At 63.8% G+C, this 16,156-nt stretch carries 9 protein-coding genes and 2 pseudogenes; 9 read left to right on the top strand and 2 right to left on the bottom strand.

From position 1 onward, the window contains the following. Positions 1 to 140 precede the first annotated feature (140 nt). From GKC28_RS00100 to GKC28_RS00085, 4 genes are all read left to right on the top strand, one after another. Positions 141 to 2,414, top strand: a complete 2,274-nt coding sequence (locus GKC28_RS00100) for an NADP-dependent malic enzyme (RefSeq protein WP_174144362.1) — start codon at positions 141 to 143, stop codon at positions 2,412 to 2,414. Between the two features lie 44 nt (positions 2,415 to 2,458). Further along, entirely contained in the window at positions 2,459 to 2,851 is a 393-nt protein-coding gene (locus GKC28_RS00095; RefSeq protein WP_174144361.1) for a GFA family protein, read from the top strand. 263 nt (positions 2,852 to 3,114) lie between these two features. Beyond that, on the top strand, positions 3,115 to 5,004 hold the full coding sequence (gene prpE / locus GKC28_RS00090; RefSeq protein ID WP_174144360.1) for a propionate-CoA ligase PrpE: 1,890 nt from the start codon (positions 3,115 to 3,117) through the stop codon (positions 5,002 to 5,004). A 144-nt stretch (positions 5,005 to 5,148) separates the two neighbouring features. Continuing rightward, positions 5,149 to 6,594 (top strand): amidase family protein, encoded by a 1,446-nt coding sequence (locus tag GKC28_RS00085; protein WP_174144359.1) that lies wholly within the window; start codon positions 5,149 to 5,151, stop codon positions 6,592 to 6,594. 538 nt (positions 6,595 to 7,132) lie between these two features. Here GKC28_RS00085 and GKC28_RS00080 read toward each other — a convergent pair. Then, positions 7,133 to 7,894 carry an NAD kinase gene (locus GKC28_RS00080; protein WP_174144357.1) on the bottom strand — a complete coding sequence of 254 codons (762 nt, stop codon included), beginning with the start codon at positions 7,892 to 7,894 and terminating at the stop codon, positions 7,133 to 7,135. A gap of 169 nt (positions 7,895 to 8,063) precedes the next feature. Here GKC28_RS00080 and glyA (GKC28_RS00075) point away from each other — a divergent pair. From glyA (GKC28_RS00075) to GKC28_RS26285, 5 genes and pseudogenes are all read left to right on the top strand, one after another. Then, positions 8,064 to 8,339 (top strand): annotated as a pseudogene (glyA, locus tag GKC28_RS00075) (serine hydroxymethyltransferase); the annotation flags it as partial. Then, positions 8,293 to 9,609 (top strand): serine hydroxymethyltransferase, encoded by a 1,317-nt coding sequence (glyA, locus tag GKC28_RS00070; RefSeq protein WP_254604103.1) that lies wholly within the window; start codon positions 8,293 to 8,295, stop codon positions 9,607 to 9,609. The pseudogene glyA (GKC28_RS00075) and the gene glyA (GKC28_RS00070), both read left to right, overlap by 47 nt. Positions 9,610 to 9,793: 184 nt before the next feature. Next, entirely contained in the window at positions 9,794 to 10,552 is a 759-nt protein-coding gene (locus tag GKC28_RS00065) for a DeoR/GlpR family DNA-binding transcription regulator (protein WP_174144355.1), read from the top strand. A gap of 146 nt (positions 10,553 to 10,698) precedes the next feature. Continuing rightward, positions 10,699 to 12,297, top strand: a pseudogene (locus GKC28_RS00060) (Na/Pi cotransporter family protein); the annotation flags it as partial. Beyond that, positions 12,283 to 13,128: a DMT family transporter gene (locus GKC28_RS26285; protein ID WP_174144840.1), complete on the top strand. Its 846-nt coding sequence runs from the start codon at positions 12,283 to 12,285 to the stop codon at positions 13,126 to 13,128. The pseudogene GKC28_RS00060 and the gene GKC28_RS26285, both read left to right, overlap by 15 nt. A 33-nt stretch (positions 13,129 to 13,161) precedes the next feature. On the opposite strand, the gene GKC28_RS00050 is transcribed toward GKC28_RS26285, so the two are convergent. After that, positions 13,162 to 16,113, bottom strand: a complete 2,952-nt coding sequence (locus GKC28_RS00050; RefSeq protein WP_174144353.1) for an ATP-binding protein — start codon at positions 16,111 to 16,113, stop codon at positions 13,162 to 13,164. Positions 16,114 to 16,156 lie beyond the last annotated feature (43 nt).

The raw sequence follows: 16,156 nt of genomic DNA, 5'->3' as shown, positions 1-16,156 counted from the left end.
AGGAGAGTGGCCCTGCGGCAGGGTTTATGCAAGAACCCGCCGCCCGGTCTGCCGCCGCGTCCGTTTGCGTCAGTTTGGGCTATGTTTCCGGCAGAAAAAATGGTTTAACGCTAAACAATACCCTTTCCGAGGAGCGCCAGATGTCCGATTCACAGAACCTGCGCCAAGCCGCACTCAACTATCACGAGTTTCCCCGCCCCGGTAAGCTGGAGATCCGCGCGACCAAGCCGATGGCCAACGGGCGCGATCTGGCCCGCGCCTATTCGCCCGGCGTGGCGGAAGCCTGCGTCGAGATCAAGGCAGACGAAGCCAATGCCGCCCGCTACACCTCGCGCGGCAATCTGGTTGCGGTTGTGTCGAACGGCTCCGCAGTGCTGGGACTGGGCAACATCGGCGCGCTGGCTTCCAAGCCGGTGATGGAGGGCAAGGCGGTCCTGTTCAAGAATTTCGCGGGCATCGACTGCTTCGACCTGGAAATCAACGAAAGCGATCCCGAGAAGCTGGCCGAGATCGTCTGCTCGCTGGAGCCGACATTCGGGGCGATCAACCTCGAGGACATCAAGGCGCCGGACTGCTTTGTGGTCGAGAAACTGTGCCGGGAGCGGATGAACATCCCGGTCTTCCACGACGACCAGCATGGCACCGCAATTGTTGTGGGCGCCGCGGCCAAGAACGCGCTGCATGTGGCGGGCAAGTCGTTCGAGGACATCAAGATCGTCTCCACTGGCGGCGGCGCGGCGGGGATTGCCTGCCTCAACATGCTGCTGAAGCTGGGCGTGAAGCGCGAGAACATCTGGCTCTGCGACATTCACGGGCTGGTGTACGAGGGCCGCGAAGAGGACATGAACCCGCAGAAGGCGGCCTTTGCCCAGGCCTCGGACCTGCGCACGCTGGACGAGGTGATGGACGGCGCCGACATGTTCCTGGGCCTGTCCGGCCCCAATGTGCTGAAGCCGGAAATGGTCAGCAAGATGACCGCGCGGCCGATCATCTTTGCGCTGGCGAACCCGACGCCGGAGATCATGCCCGACCAGGCGCGCAAGATGGCGCCGGATGCGATCATCGCCACGGGCCGCAGCGATTTCCCCAACCAGGTCAACAACGTGCTGTGCTTCCCCTTCATCTTCCGCGGGGCGCTGGACGTGGGCGCGACCGAGATTAATGACGAGATGCAGATTGCCTGCGTCGACGGCATCGCGGAACTGGCCCGCGCCACCACCTCTGCTGAGGCCGCGGCAGCCTACAAGGGCGAGCAGCTGACCTTCGGGGCTGACTACCTGATCCCGAAGCCGTTCGACCCGCGGCTGGTGGCGGTGGTCTCCTCCGCGGTGGCCAAGGCGGCAATGGACAGCGGCGTGGCGACCCGGCCGATCGAGGATATCGAGGCCTACAAGCAGAAGCTTAAACAGACTGTCTTCAAATCGGCACTGCTGATGAAGCCGGTTTTTGAGGCCGCCCGCGCGGCCGCCCGCCGCATCGTGTTCAGCGAGGGCGAGGATGAGCGGGTGCTGCGCGCTGCGCAGGCGATCCTGGAAGAAACCACCGAAACCCCGATCCTGATCGGCCGCCCGGAGGTGATTGAGCGCCGCTGCGAGCGGCTGGGGCTGGACGTGCGGCCGGGCCGCGACTTCCAGCTGGTGAACCCGGAAAACGACCCGCGCTACTACGACTACTGGAACAGCTATCACAAGCTGATGCAGCGCCGCGGGGTCACGCCGGACCTGGCCAAGGCGATCATGCGCACCAACACCACCGCGATCGGCGCCATCATGGTGCACCGCGGCGAGGCGGACAGCCTGCTGTGCGGCACCTTCGGCGAATACCGCTGGCACCTGAACTACGTGCAGCAGGTGCTGGGCGGCGGCACCTATTCGCCGCACGGCGCGCTGTCGATGATGATCCTGGAGGACGGCCCCCTGTTCATTGCCGACACCCATGTGCATGTGGAGCCGACGCCGGAGCAGATCGCCGAAACCGTGATGGGCGCGGCCCGCCATGTGCGCCGCTTCGGGCTGGAGCCAAAGATCGCGCTGTGCTCGCAGTCGCAGTTCGGCAATATCTCCTGCGACACCGGCAGCCGGCTGCGCGCCGCCATTGAAATCCTCGACGATAAGCGCCGCGACTTCGTCTATGAGGGCGAGATGAACATCGACACCGCATTGGACCCGGAGCTGCGCGAGCGGATCTTCCCCAATTCGCGGCTGGACGGCGCCGCCAATGTGCTGATCTTCGCCCATGCCGATGCGGCCTCCGGCGTGCGCAACATCCTCAAGATGCGGGCCAGCGGGCTGGAAGTGGGGCCGATCCTGATGGGCATGGGCAACCGCGCCCATATCGTCTCCCCCTCGATCACCGCACGCGGGCTCCTGAACATGGCCGCCATTGCCGGCACGCCGGTCGCGCACTACGGTTAACTGCGCGGCCCCGTCAGCCGGCCGTCCAGTCAGGGAGGCCGGATATGAGAGGGCATTGCCACTGCGGCGCAGTGCATTGGGAGAGCCGGGCCGAGGCGGCCTGGAGCTGCTACTGCCACTGCGCCGACTGCCGCCGCAACTGCGCGGCGCCTGTCACCGCATTCTTCGGGCTGCCGCATGAGGCGGTGGAATGGTCCGGCGCGGAGCTGAAGGTCTACAATTCATCCGAAGGGGTGGAGCGGCTGTTCTGCGGCACCTGCGGCACCCAGATGGCCTATCGCACCGCGCGCGATCCGGTGAACATCCACCTCTACACCGCGACGCTGGAAAGCCCCAGCCAGATGCCGCCCAAGTTCCATGTGTTCCATTCCGACCATGTTAGGTGGCTGGAGCTGAAAGACAGCCTGCCCCGCTTTGCCAAATCCTCAAACGGGTGATTCCCGGCGGCGGGTTCGGGAGCATGGCAGCCGGTTTTGCAAGTTTGCAATTCGGCAGCGGGTTTTCGGAATATTCTACAGCAAACACCAGTTTGCAAAGTTGGCGGCGGGCAAGCCGGCCATCGCTTGTAAATCCGGTAAATCACCGGCGCAAATCCGGGCAGAATCTGTAAATTCCTTGACCAACCTTGCGTGAAGACGCAGCAAAACTTGCCCGGCTGCCGGTTTCTCGCCTACGCAAATGGCAGGAGGAGTTGAACACCATGGGATATCAGGACATTTACGCGGCCTGGAAACAGGATCCGGAAGGCTTCTGGATGGAGGCCGCACAGGGCATCAGCTGGGATGAAGCCCCGAAGCAGGCGCTGTTTGAAAAGGGCGAAGGGCTTTACGAATGGTTTGCCGATGCCAAGGTGAACACTTGCTACAACGCCGTCGACCGCCATGTCGAGGAAGGCCGCGGCGAGCAGACCGCGATCATCTATGACAGCCCGGTCACCCATACCAAGCGTGAAATCTCCTATGTCGAGCTGCGCAACCGCGTGGCCACCCTGGCCGGCGCGCTGCGCGCCAAGGGGGTGGAGAAAGGCGACCGCGTCATCATCTACATGCCGATGATCCCCGAGGCGCTGGAGGCGATGCTGGCCTGCGCCCGGATCGGCGCGGTGCATTCGGTGGTGTTCGGCGGCTTTGCCTCCAATGAACTCGCCGTGCGCATCGACGACGCCAAGCCCAAGGCGATCATCGCCGCCTCCTGCGGCATCGAGCCGGGCCGCATCGTGCATTACAAGCCGCTGCTGGACGGCGCCATCGACCTGGCCGCGCACAAGCCGGAGTTCTGCGTGATCTTCCAGCGCGAGCAGGAAGTGGCGGAGCTGATCCCGGGCCGCGACGTGAACTGGCACGGCTTCCAGTACGGCGTGGAACCGGCCGAATGCGTGCCGGTCGAGGGCAACCACCCCTCCTATATCCTCTACACCTCCGGCACCACCGGCCAGCCCAAGGGGGTGATCCGTCACACCGCGGGCCAGCTTGTGGCGCTGAACTGGACCATGAAGAACATCTACAACGTCGATCCCGGCGACGTGTTCTGGGCGGCGTCGGACGTGGGCTGGGTCGTCGGCCACAGCTACATCTGCTACGGGCCGCTGATCCACGGCAACACCACCATCGTGTTCGAGGGCAAGCCGGTCGGCACCCCGGATGCGGGCACCTTCTGGCGGGTGATTTCCGAGCACAAGGTCAAGAGCTTCTTCACCGCCCCCACCGCCTTCCGCGCGGTGAAGCGGGAGGACCCCAAGGGCGAGTTCGTCCGGAAATACGACCTCAGCGGTCTCAAGCAGGTCTACCTGGCCGGTGAGCGTGCGGATCCCGACACCATCACCTGGGCGCAGGAGCAGCTGAAGGTGCCGGTGGTCGACCACTGGTGGCAGACCGAAACCGGCTGGTCTATTGCCGCCAACCCGCTGGGGATCGAGGAGCTGCCGACCAAGCTCGGCTCGCCTGCGGTGCCGATGCCGGGCTATGAGGTGGATATTCTTGACGAGGGCGGCAACCCGGTTGCGGCGGGCGAGCTGGGCGCGATTGCAGTGAAACTGCCGCTGCCGCCTGGCACCCTGCCGACCCTGTGGAACGCGGAAGAGCGGTTCAAGAAGAGCTACCTGAATACCTTCCCCGGCTATTACGAAACAGGCGATGCCGGCATGAAGGACGAGGACGGCTACCTCTACATCATGGCGCGCACCGATGACGTGATCAACGTGGCGGGCCACCGGCTGTCGACCGGCGGCATGGAGGAGGTGCTGGCGGGCCACCCGGATGTCGCCGAATGCGCCGTTATCGGCGTGGCGGACAGCCTCAAGGGCCAGATGCCGGTGGGCTTCCTTTGTCTGAACTCGGGTGCGGACCGCGATCATGGCGAAGTGGTGTCCGAGGTCGTGAAACTGGTGCGCGAGAAGATCGGTCCTGTCGCCGCCTTCAAACTGGCGGTGGTGGTCGACCGGCTGCCCAAGACCCGCTCCGGCAAGATCCTGCGCGGCACCATGGTGAACATCGCCGACGGCACGCCCTGGAAGATGCCTGCCACCATCGACGATCCCGCGATCCTGGACGAAATCACCGCGGCGCTGCAGACCATCGGCTACGCCAAGTAACCTCCCTAGTTTCCCGGCACGGAAAACGGCCAAAAACCCTGCGAGGGTTTTGAAGGCTCCGCCAGCAGGCGGAGCCTGTTTTCCGTCCGGTTTTGCTTGCAACTCCGCCCTGCCCGCCTAGGCTGCGGCCAGGGAGGCTTTTGCATGGCAACGACCGACATTTGGCGCCTGAGCGCCACGGAATTGACGAAACTTACCCGCACGGGCGACCTGAGGGCGGAAACAGCGGTCCAGGCCTCCATCGACCGGATGAACGCGGTGAACCCGGCTCTGAATGCAGTGGTCGAGGACCTGAGCACCGAGGCGCTGGAGCGCGCGCAGGCTCTGGACAAGGCCCGCGCAGACGGCGCGGCACCCGGACCGCTGCACGGGGTGCCGGTCACCATCAAGATCAATATCGACCAGAAAGGCCACGCCACCTCTAACGGCGTCACCGCGCTGAAGGACCTGATTGCCCCGGCAGACGCCCCTGTGGTGGAGAACCTGCACAAGGCCGGCGCGGTGGTGATCGGGCGCACCAACACGCCGGAGTTTTCGTTCCGCGCCGATACCGACAACCCGCTGTTTGGCCGCACCCATAACCCCTGGGGCCTACATATTTCTCCCGGCGGCTCCTCCGGCGGCGCGGGGGCCGCGGTGATGGCTGGGATCGGCGCGCTGGCCCACGGCAATGATATCGGCGGCTCCCTGCGCTTTCCCGCCGCCGCCAATGGCGCGGTGACCGTCAAGCCGGGCCTTGGCCGGGTGCCCGCCTGGAACCCCAGCCAGACCGCGGAGCGCGGGCTGCTGGCGCAGCTGATGTCGGTGCAGGGGCTGATTACCCGCAGCGCCGAGGACCTGCACCTGTCGATGCCCGCGCTGATTGCCCCGGCTCCCCGCGACCCCTTCCATGTGCCGATGCCGTGGCACGTCGAGGCATTGGAGGGCCCTATCAAGGTCGCCTTCACGAAAAACACCCATGGCTACGACCTGCACCCCGAGGTCGAGGCCGCACTGGACTTTGCCCGCGATGCATTGACCGATGCGGGCTACCAAGTCGAAGAGGTGGAGCCACCCAACGTGTTCGATGCCGGGCGCACCGGCTACCGCGCGCTAATGGGCGAGATCTACGCGCTGATGAAACACGATGTGGACGCCTCCGGGTCGCAAACCGTGCGCGACATCTTTGCGGTCTATTTCCAGGAATTTCCGCCCTATGCCGGCGACGAGCTGCTGCAGATGATGGCCAAACGCACACATTACGCGCGCCAGTGGTCGCTGTTCATGGAGGACTACCCGCTGGTGCTGTCGCCCTTCCTACCGCAGCCCTTCTTCAAGCCGGACCGCGATACCGAGGGCGCGGCAGGCGTGCATGAAGTGCTGGGCTGCGCGGTCTATTCCTATGCGATGAACTTCCTCGGCCTGCCCGCGGCCTCTGTCCCGGCCCGGCTGGCGCAGCTGCCAAAGGGGCCGCAGCCCATCAATGTGCAGATCGCCGCCCGCCGCTGGCGCGAGGATCTGGCGGTGGATGCCTGCGCCGCGATTGAGGCGCGCGCAGGCCGCATGTGCCTGCCGCTGTGGGAGAAGATGGCCGCAAGCGAGGGGCTGTAGCACCCTGCCCCGCGCCTGGCACGTGCGGATTGCTCCTCCGCGCCAGGCGGCAGTCATTCCCCGCTGAGAAACACCGCTCCATTCCGTATGGGAATGGGGGAAGGGACATGCTGAACACCGCCGGGCAAAGCCGCTGCAGCAGCTGTGTTTCGTTCACTTCCGGAAAAGGCGGCGGCGCAGACCTGCTTAGCCGCGCGTTTGCGCGGACCGGCTCAGCAGCCTTCCGCCGGCAGTGGTGAAAACAACGTTCTCCAAAAGCCGCTTTCCAAGTCCCCGGGGACAGAATGAGCCGCCCCCGGGGTCCTTCTGAACCCAAGTCACTCACTACCAATGCCGCACGATCCGCCCCGGCTCACAGCGGCGGGGCGTGCCGGACCAAACCGGCGGAAAACACAAAACTGGAACACATACAAACCGCCGGTCCGGCACATCGGCCTTGCAGCCTCAGGCAATCGCAACACACAGCTGCCTGTGGATAAATCATCGCACAGAATGGTTACCGGGAAGTTCACAGCTTCGTGAGCCCGGCGTTAAACAATCAGGTAAATTGCTCGGAGATCAGTCTTTCTTCCAGCCCGTGGCCGGGATCGAACAGGATTTTATGGCGGATTTGCGTATCGGTGCGAATTTCCACCCAGTCGATATCGGCAACCGAAATCGAGTCGGCATCGGCCATAACCGGGCGCTTGTCCGCCTCCAGAACATCAAATCGCACCATCGCATTGCTGGGCAGAAGCGCCCCGCGCCAGCGCCGAGGACGGAAGGCAGCAATCGCAGTCAGCGCCAGCACATCAGCACCGATCGGAATAATCGGGCCATGGGCGGAGTAGTTGTAGGCGGTGGAGCCCGCCGGGGTGGAAACCAGCGCGCCGTCGCAGACAAGCTCGTCCATCCGCATCCGTCCATCCACCGAGATCCTGAGCCGCGCCGCCTGCGGGCCTGCGCGCAACAGCGAAACTTCATTGATCGCCAGCGCCTTGTGCACCTCGCCGCGGCGGTCCATCGCAGTCATCGACAGCGGATTGATAATCTCCTGTACTGCTTCCTCGAGCCGTTCGATCAGCCCGTCCTCGCGGTATTCGTTCATCAGGAAGCCGACAGTGCCGCGGTTCATGCCATAGACCGGCGCCGGGTGATCGACCATGGTATGAAGGGTCCGCAGCATGAAGCCGTCGCCGCCCAACGCCACGATCACCTGGGCCTGATCAGGCGGCACATGGCCGTAGCGGCGGCTCAGTTCAGCCAGCGCATCCTGTGCCACGTCAACGTCACTGGCCAGAAAGGCGATTCTCAAACTCATGAAATCTGTTTCCGGTATTAGGCATCTGGTTCCGAAACAATCACAGCTTTCCGCCGATGGCCATAGTTGCCGTTCTGTCGCAGGGATATGTCGCTTTACAGGCTTCCTGCGCAAGGAAGTTTCCGATAGGAAATCCCTCAATTCTGATCCCAACTCCAACGGAGCCACCATGACTGAAGCGACCCGTGACACCGGCTTTTTCACCCAAGCGCTGTCTGAGCGCGATCCTGAACTGTTTGCCTCGATCACGGCCGAACTGGGCCGCCAGCGCGACGAGATCGAGCTGATCGCCTCCGAGAACATCGTTTCCGCCGCGGTGATGGAAGCGCAGGGCTCCGTGCTGACCAACAAATACGCCGAAGGCTACCCGGGGCGCCGCTACTACGGCGGCTGCCAGTATGTCGACGTCGCCGAGAACCTGGCGATCGACCGCGCCAAGCAGCTGNTTTTTCACCCAAGCGCTGTCTGAGCGCGATCCTGAACTGTTTGCCTCGATCACGGCCGAACTGGGCCGCCAGCGCGACGAGATCGAGCTGATCGCCTCCGAGAACATCGTTTCCGCCGCGGTGATGGAAGCGCAGGGCTCCGTGCTGACCAACAAATACGCCGAAGGCTACCCGGGGCGCCGCTACTACGGCGGCTGCCAGTATGTCGACGTCGCCGAGAACCTGGCGATCGACCGCGCCAAGCAGCTGTTCGGCTGTGAGTTCGCCAACGTGCAGCCGAACTCCGGCAGCCAGGCCAACCAGGGCGTGTTCCAGGCGCTCTTGAAGCCCGGCGACACCATCCTCGGCATGGATCTCGCCTCCGGCGGCCACCTGACCCACGGCGCCGCGCCGAACCAGTCGGGCAAGTGGTTCAACGCGGTGCATTACGGCGTGCGCCGCGATGACAACCGGATCGACTACGACCAGATCCAGGCGCTGGCCAACGAGCACCAGCCGAAGCTGATCATCGCCGGCGGCTCCGCCATCCCGCGCCAGATCGACTTTGCCAAGTTCCGTGAAATCGCCGACAGCGTCGGTGCCTACTTCATGGTCGACATGGCCCATATCGCAGGCCTGATCGCGGCGGGCGAGCACCCCTCGCCGTTCCCGCATGCGCATGTCGCCACCACCACCACCCACAAGACCCTGCGCGGCCCCCGCGGCGGCATGATCGTGACCAATGACGAGGCGATCGCCAAGAAAGTGAACTCGGCGATCTTCCCCGGCATCCAGGGCGGCCCGCTGATGCATGTGATCGCAGGCAAGGCGGCGGCCTTCGGCGAGGCGCTGAAGCCGGAGTTCAAGGCCTACCAGAAGCAGGTGCGCGCCAATGCGGCGGCGCTGGCCGACCAGCTGATCCAGGGCGGCCTCGACATCGTCACCGGCGGCACCGACACCCATGTTATGCTGGTCGATCTGCGCCCCAAGGGCGTCACCGGCAACATCGCCGACAAGGCGCTGGGCCGCGCCCATATCACCACCAACAAGAACGGCATCCCGTTCGACCCGGAAAAGCCGACCGTGACCTCCGGCCTGCGCCTCGGCACCCCGGCGGGCACCACCCGCGGCTTCGGCGAGGCGGAGTTCCGCCAGATCGCCGACCTGATCATCGAGGTGATCGACGGGCTGGCGGCCAACGGTGAAGAGGGCAACGCCGACGTGGAAGCGGCGGTGCGCGCCAAAGTGGCGGACCTCTGCGCCCGGTTCCCGCTTTACCCGAACCTGTAAGCCCTTCCGGGACTGACATTGAACCGCCGCGGCCTCAAAGCCGCGGCGGTTTTGCTTTGGCAGGGCAATGCGGATCGCGGTCCGCGGGGGCAGCGTTACCGAAAAGGGGTTTCGCTGCGAAACCTTGTTTGTTAACAGCAAATTACGCGGAATCTCGCAGCATTAACCCCTGTCCCATCGTGAAATGGAGCTTGTGGATGCCTTGCGCCGCCTCGGCGGCTCCGCCCGCAGCGCCGAGCTGGCAAAGATGCTGGATGTGTCGGAGGAGACCGTGCGCCGCACCATTAAGGCGCTGAACAAGGTTGGGGCCGTACAGCGTGTGCATGGCGGCGCTTTTCTGGCCGGTCCGCAAAGCGCATCAAGTTTCGCGCGGCGGATTTCTGAGAACCAGAAGGAGAAAGCGCGAATTGCTGCGCTGGCTGCCGGTCATGTGCGCGACGGGATGGCGGTGTTTCTTGATGTCGGGTCTACCACGGCTTTTGTTGCGGAGGAATTGCGGCAGAAGTCTGATCTGACCGTGGTCACAAACTCGATTGGGGTGGCGCAGTCTCTGGCAAACCACAATGGCAACCGGGTGCATTTTCTGGGTGGCGAAATGCAGAGTAACGAGCGGGGCACTTTCGGTTTTATTGCCGAACAGCAGTTGCGCCGGTTCGCGCTTGACATGGCGGTCCTGTCTGCGGACGCGCTTTCGGCCAAACATGGGGTGCTTTATCACAGTGCAGAGGAAGCTCAGCTGGCGAGCGTGGCCGCCGACTGCGCCCAGAAGGTTGCGGTTGCAATTGCACATCCGAAGTTTGCAGAAACGGCTCCCCACTGCGGACCGGATCCTCGCAGGGTCACTGTCTTGTTCACCGATCAGGATCCCGGCAAGAAACTGTCTGCTGCTTTGACCGGCTGGGGGGTGAAAACAGAGGTCGCCCTATCCGGCAAGGGAGACTGAACCGTCGACCCGCGAAGAGGCGGGCGCGGCGCGGCAATTCCAGTCTTTACTGGGGAAGGAATAGCTGTTGCCGCCGGAGCCGCGCGGCACTAAGGCCATGCGGGGAGCGGTTGCGCTCCGGCAGACGGCTTTGAGCGGAAATTGACATGGCGATACTGACCTTTCTGATCAGCCTGGCGGGTGCCACGATGCTGCTTTTGTATGCGGTGCGGATGGTGCGGACCGGGATCGAGCGCAGCTACGGCGCCTCGTTCCAGCGGCTGCTGACCGGGCGCCAAAGCCATCTGCAGGCGGGGCTGATGGGGCTGATCCTGGCGATCGTGCTGCAAAGCTCGGCGGCGGTGGCGCTCTTGACCTCCGGCTTTGCCGCCAGCGGCTATCTGGCCTTCCCCGCCGGGCTGGCGATCGTGCTGGGCGGCGATCTCGGCTCGGCGCTGATCATCCAGATCCTGTCGTTCAAGCTCGACTGGCTGGTGCCGGTGCTGCTGGCGGCCGGCGGCTACCTGTTCGTCAAGACCGAGGCCAAGAAGGCGCGCCAGCTGGGCCGGATCCTGATGGGCATTGCCTTCATCCTGATCTCGCTGCGTTTCCTGCGCGAGGCGATGGACCCGATCCGCGACAGCGCCTTTCTGCCCGCGGTGGCGGGCTACCTGGCGCGCGACTATATCACCGCCTTCCTGGTCGGCGGCGCGCTGGCCTTCGTGATGCATTCCAGCGTGGCGGCGATCCTGATGTGCGTCACCCTGGTGCAGATCGGCGCCATCCCCTTTGCCGCCGGCCTGTCGCTGGTCCTGGGCGCCAATTTCGGCTCCGCCTTCATCCCGGTCTGGCTCAGCCGCGGCATGGCGCTGAAGGCGCGGCGCATTCCCTATGCCAACCTTACCTTACGCGGCACCTGGGCGGTGCTCTGCCTGTTCGGCGCCAATCTGGCGCTGCGCCAGGGCTGGCTCGGCGATCCGCAGGGCGGCCAGATGCTGGTCAATGCGCATCTCGCCTTCAACGCATCGCTCCTGCTGCTGGCGCTGCCGGCCTGCACCCCGCTGGGCGGCGTCTTTGCCCGCGCCTTCCCGGAACCCGCGCAGGCAGAAGCGGCGCAGCCGGGCCGCCCGGTCAGCGCGCTGGAGCAGGGCAGCTACGGCTCGCCCGCGCAGGCGGTGGCCAACCTCAAGCGGGAGCTGTTGCGGATGGCCGACCAGACCGGCGCCATGTTCCGCCCGGTGCTGGAGCTGTACAAGGGCGGCAGCAAGGAACAGATCAGGGCGGTGCAGCGGATGGACGCGGAGGTGAACGCCTGCCTCTCCGGCATCCGCCGCTATGTGGCGGCGATCCCGGAGGAGGCGTTCGGCAAGGCGGAGCTGAAAGCGGCCCGCAGCCTGATGGAATACGCGATCCGGCTGGAGACCGCGGGCGACGTGGTGGCGCGGCGCCTGACGGTGCTGGCGGGGGAAATGAACAAGAAGGGCCTCAGCTTCTCGCGCGAGGGCTGGCTGGAGATCACCCGCATGCATGAGGCGATCCTGGCCAATATGCAGCTGGCCTCCAACGTGCTGATCTCCGACGACCTGGAGAGCGCGCGGCTCTTGAGCCTGGAGAAGACCGAGCTGAAGCGGATGGAGCACGACAGCCGCAAGCGCCACCTGAAGCGGCTGCAGGACGGCGCGCGGGAGAGCTTTGACACCTCCGACATCCACCTGGAAACGCTGCGCGCCCTGCGCGAGTTCAACAGCCACATCGCCGCCGTCGCCCCCGTAATTGCAATCATCTTGTCAGCGGCGCTGCTGCACGCGCTGTGGAACGCCATAGTGAAGACGGCTGCCGACCGGACCACCACGCTGGGGCTGGTGGCCTTGGGCCAGGTTATTCCGGGTGCTGTCATGATTGCGGTGCTGCCGCTACCCGCGGCTGAAAGCTTGCCCCATATTCTGGTCTCGACGGTCGTGCATTTCGGCTACTACTACATGCTGGGCCGTGCCTATCAGCACGGTGACCTTAGCGTTGTCTACCCGATTGCCCGCGGCATCGTACCGGCATTGGTTGCGGTCTGGGCAATGGCTTTTGCCGGTGAGGTTCTGCCGCTGCAGGCCTGGGCCGGAATTGCAGTGATCGGCTGCGGCATTCAGCTCAGCAGCTGGAAGGCGCTGCGGTCAGGGGTCGGGCGGGCGGCATTCGGTTTTGCTGCCGGCACCGGATTTTGCATTTCAATCTATTCCGTGGTCGATGGCATTGGGGTGCGCCTTTCAGGACATACGCTGAGCTATTGGGCCTGGGGGGCTTTCCTGCATATCTTCATTGCCGGGTTTGTTGCTGTCCGCAGGCGCCGGACGCTGGCACTCCTGCCCGGCAAGACCTGGATACTGGGCATCGTCGGCGGGCTGGTGTCGATGATTGCCTACGGGCTGGTGCTATATGCCAAAAACTTTGCCCCGCTTGGGGCGGTTTCTGCGCTCCGCGAGACCTCGGTGATTTTTGCAGCGCTGATCGGCTTTGTCTTCCTGAAGGAAGGGTACTGGATGCGGCGGCTGGGATCGGCAGTTCTGATGGCGGCTGGTGTCGGCCTGATCGGAACAGCTGTATGACCCTGCAGCCGGACCGGCGTCAGGTTGCCTCTGTCAGGCACTGGCCCGGGGTTTTTGCCGCGGTGCTATCTCCTTGGAAATCGCTGCCAGCGTGTGCAGAAGAACGGCCTTTTTTACCGGCTTGGCCAGAAAATGATCCATCCCTGCGTCCAGGCAGGCTTGCTGGTCGCTGGCAAAGGCGTTGGCCGTCAGGGCTACGATCACAGGCTGCGGAACAGCCAAGCTGCGGATTTCCCGGGTCGCCCCGAGACCATCGAGAACCGGCATCGACATATCCATCAGGATGATATCAGGCTGCAGTTCCTTGCACATGTCCACCGCTGCGCGCCCGTTTGCAGCCTCAACGAGTTCCACAGGCTGGCCGCGCAGGTATTTGCGGATCAGCAGCCTGTTTGTTTGATTGTCCTCGGCCAAAAGCACCCTGCAAGGAGCGAGCTTCGCGGGGCTCGCAAAAGTGAGGGGAACAGCTTCGTTCGCTGTTTCGCCGGCCGCTGCCAGCTGAAGCTCAAGCCGGAAACAGGATCCCCGGCCCGGTTCCGAGACGACCGAAATGCCGCCGCCCATCCGTTTGGCAAGCATGCTGGAGATGGTCAGACCCAGTCCGGTACCGCCAAATGCCCTGGTTGTTGCAGCGTCGGCCTGTGTGAAGCGGTCGAAGATATGGCGTGCCTGATTTTCTGCGATCCCGATCCCGCTGTCCTCGACTTTGGCAATCAGGCGGTACGGGTCGCCCGGCGCATGTGACACCCGGACCGATATTTTGCCTTCCGTTGTGAATTTCACCGCGTTGCCAATCAGGTTGACCAGGATCTGGCGCAAGCGCCCGTCGTCGCCGTGCATCCGCTCCGGCAGCCCGTCCGCATAGCTGATTTCCAGCGGCAGGCCCTTCTCCTGCGCTTTCGGGCGGAAAAGGTTGGCTGCACTGCTGACACAATCGCGCAGATTGAAGTCTTCCCCTGTGATCGAGAGCTTGCCCGCTTCCAGCCGCGACAGGTCTAGGATGTCGTTGATGATCTTCAGCAGGGCCTGGGCCGAGCTGCGGATGGTTTCCACGTTTTGCAGTTCGTCAGGCGGCAGTTCCGCCTCTGCCAGGAGGTCGGCCATGCCAATGATGCCGTTCATGGGTGTGCGGATCTCATGGCTCATGTTGGCCAGAAACTCTGATTTGGCGCGGTCGGCTTGTTCCGCCGCCAGCTTCGCCTCGGCCAGTTCGCGTTCCCGCTGCTTGCTGTGCGTGATGTCCCGTTCGATGCCGATGATCAGATCCACGGATCCATCCGCAGATGTCACCGGCACGATGTTGGTGTCGAACCAGACTTCGTCGCCCGATTTCGTGTAATTGAGAACCTCGTTGTGGTAGCGGATGCCAAGGTCTTTGTGGCGGTTCATTTCCTGGATCACCTTGGCGTCCGTGTCCGGCCCGTCCAGAAGTTCAGACGGGGACCGGCCGATGGCGTCAGTAGCCAGATAACCTGTTGCCCGGGTGAATGCGTCATTAACCCAGAGAATCCGGCGCTCCGCATCGGTCAGGATGATGCTGTCAGAGGCGTGTTTCGCAACCAGCGACAAACGGTGCAATTCCGCCTGCTGCTTTTGCAGTTCTGCATGCGCCTGCTCCAGGGCTTGCTTGCCCAGTTTCAGCTCACTGTTGCGTTCGGATAGGGTCTGGTTGGCGCGGATCAGTTCCTCGCGCAGGCTCACATCTTCGGAGACATTCCAGTTGACGCCGATCATCAGGTTCCGGCCGTGTGCATCGGTGAACGGGCTGGCCAGTGCCCGGATGTGCTTGACCGTGCCGTTGTCCAGAACAATCCGGAAATCAGAGGCAAAGCTTGTGCGATCGCTTTCCGCGGCTTTCATGGCATCCTGAACCCTGCTGCGGTCGTCAGGGTGCAGCATTTCGGCCCAGGCCTCTCCGCTGGGCGGGCCTTGTTCTTCAGGCACGCCGTACAACTCGTGCATCCTGCTGTCCCAGCTCACCCGCTGGGCTGCGGCATCGTATTCCCAGATACCAACCCGGGAGGTCTTTACCGCAATTTCCAGCCGCCGCGAGACCGCCTCCAGTTCCGCTTCCCGGTGCCGCAGCTTGCCGATCACGGCTTGCCGGGCATGGGACAGCCTGCCTGCCAGGAATGTGGGGAACACGATCAGAGTGCCTGCTACCACAAGCGCAAGCCGAAGCTTCCATAGGTTTTCAGGGCTATTCTGCCAGCCATCTTGCGGACGGGCGGCCAGCTGCCAGGATCCGGCGGGCAAGGTAATGTCCAGAAGCACCGGGTTGTCCGCAAAAATACCGGCTGTGCCAAAAAACTGCTGACCGGCAGCCCCGGTGCCGTCCCGGCCTGTCAGCGCAAGTTCAAGCGCGCTGCCGTGGTGCATGCCCGTACCCGCATAAAGGGTATCTGTTTCGACAACCGCCGAAAGAATGCCCCAGAATTGCCGATGTTCCCCGGTGCCGGTGAAGATCGGCAGGCGGTAAATGAACCCGGAGCCGCCCTGCACAAGATTAACCGGGCCAGCCAGAACCATCTCTCCGCTGTCGCGCACCCGGTGTGCCGCGGCGCGCTGGGCTTCGTTCTTGTTGTAGTTCAGCCCCAGAGCCGCTTCGTTGCCTTTCATCGGGTGAACCAGGGTAACCACAAGCCCGGGAGCCGCAGCAATATGGCGGATGGCGGTCTTCCCTTCCAGTACCTGGCCAGCAATCTGGCTGAACCGCTCCTGACCCATGTCCGGCTCTGTCGCCAGCATGGCCGCCAGGCCGCGCAGTCGCTGGTAGTCGCCGTTCAGCTGACCCTCGAGGCGGGACTTGATAACCCCCGCTGCTTGCTGGGTGTCGGCGCGTTGGGACTGGTAGTGGATCGTGGCGTTCTGTCTTTCGGCATAAAGTCCCGCAGCACATACGACAGCGAGCGCAAGCAGGGCAGGAAGGTATGTCCTGTTGCTGAAGGCGCGCAGCCAGCGAGCGGGGAGATTTGACAGGGCCATTCAGCCACCTTTGCTTTTTCTGAAACACCGTTGGCAATAGCGG

Origin of the sequence: Leisingera sp. ANG59, assembly GCF_013317235.1 — a bacterium.
Lineage (GTDB): Bacteria > Pseudomonadota > Alphaproteobacteria > Rhodobacterales > Rhodobacteraceae > Leisingera.
Note: the sequence above shows the minus strand (reverse complement) of the source record. Positions and strands in the feature narration are given on the sequence as shown.